The following is a 1,655-nucleotide window of genomic DNA, read 5'->3' as shown; positions in this document are numbered from 1 at the left end:
CCGCCGTTGACAGCGACGATGATTTCACTTTGACCGTAACGGCGACGGCCAAGGACGGCAGTGCGGCGGTTGCGACGACGACGCAGACGCTGCATGTGACGGTCGATCCGGTGACCGACACGCCGACCCTGTCGGTTTCAGCCGCGCGTGGCGATGAAGACACCGCCATTGCGCTGACGATCACTCCGGCGCTGACCGACACCGACGGGTCCGAGGCGCTGACAATCACCATCAGCGGCATCCCCGACGGTGCGCATCTCAGCAATGATGCCGGCACTGCCCTGACGATCAGCAACGGCTCGATCACGCTGACGCCAAGCCAGCTTGCCGGTCTGAAGATCACGCCGCCGTTGAACAGCGACGTGGACTTCGATCTGACTGTGACGGCGACGGCCAAGGACGGCAGTGCGGCGGTTGCGACGACGACGCAGACGCTGCATGTGACGGTCGATCCGGTGACCGACACGCCGACCCTGTCGGTTTCAGCCGCGCGGGGCGATGAAGACACCGCCATTGCGCTGACGATCACTCCGGCGCTGACCGACACCGACGGGTCCGAGGCGCTGACGATCACCATCAGCGGCATCCCCGACGGTGCGCATCTCAGCAATGATGCCGGCACTGCCCTGACGATCAGCAACGGCTCGGTCACCCTCACACCGGCGCAGCTTGCCGGCTTGAAGATCACGCCGCCGTTGAACAGCGACGTGGACTTCGATCTGACTGTGATGGCGACGGCCAAGGACGGCAGTGCGGCGGTGGCGGCGACGACGCAGACGCTGCATGTGACGGTCGATCCGGTGACCGACACGCCGACCCTGACGGTTTCAGCCGCGCGGGGCGATGAGGACACCGCCATTGCGCTGACGATCACCCCGGCGCTGACCGACACCGACGGGTCCGAAGCGCTGACGATCACCATCAGCGGCATCCCCGATGGTGCGCATCTCAGCAATGATGCCGGCACTGCCCTGACGATCAGCAACGGCTCGATCACGCTGACGCCAAGCCAGCTTGCCGGTCTGAAGATCACGCCGCCGTTGAACAGCGACGATGATTTCACCCTGACGGTCACCGCGACGGCCAAGGACGGCAGCGCCGCTCCGGTCAGCGTCAGCGAATCACTGGTGGTTACGGTCGATCCGGTGTCGGACACACCGACCCTGGCGGTTTCGGCCGCGCGGGGTGACGAGGACACCGCCATTGCGCTGACGATCACCCCGGCGCTGACCGACACCGACGGGTCGGAGGCGCTGACGATCACCATCAGCGGCATCCCCGACGGTGCCCATTTCAGCAATGATGCGGGCACTGCCCTGACGATCAGCAACGGCTCGGTCACCCTCACACCGGCGCAGCTTGCCGGCTTGAAGATCACGCCGCCGTTGAACAGCGACGTGGACTTCGATCTGACTGTGACGGCGACGGCCAAGGACGGCAGTGCGGCGGTGGCGGCGACGACGCAGACGCTGCATGTGACGGTCGATCCGGTGACCGACACGCCGACCCTGACGGTTTCAGCCGCGCGGGGCGATGAAGACACCGCCATTGCGCTGACGATCACCCCGGCGCTGACCGACACCGACGGGTCCGAAGCGCTGACGATCACCATCAGCGGTATCCCCGATGGTGCGCATCTCAGCAATGATGCCGGC

1 pseudogene is annotated in these 1,655 nt (G+C 65.8%); it reads left to right on the top strand.

Features of this window, described 5'->3' with window-relative positions:
* A pseudogene (locus I71_RS13265) lies at positions 1–1,655 on the top strand (calcium-binding protein); the annotation flags it as partial.

Origin of the sequence: Azospirillum sp. B506, assembly GCF_000333595.1 — a bacterium.
In the GTDB taxonomy this organism is placed as follows: domain Bacteria; phylum Pseudomonadota; class Alphaproteobacteria; order Azospirillales; family Azospirillaceae; genus Azospirillum.
This window is presented reverse-complemented; position numbering and strand designations above follow the sequence as displayed.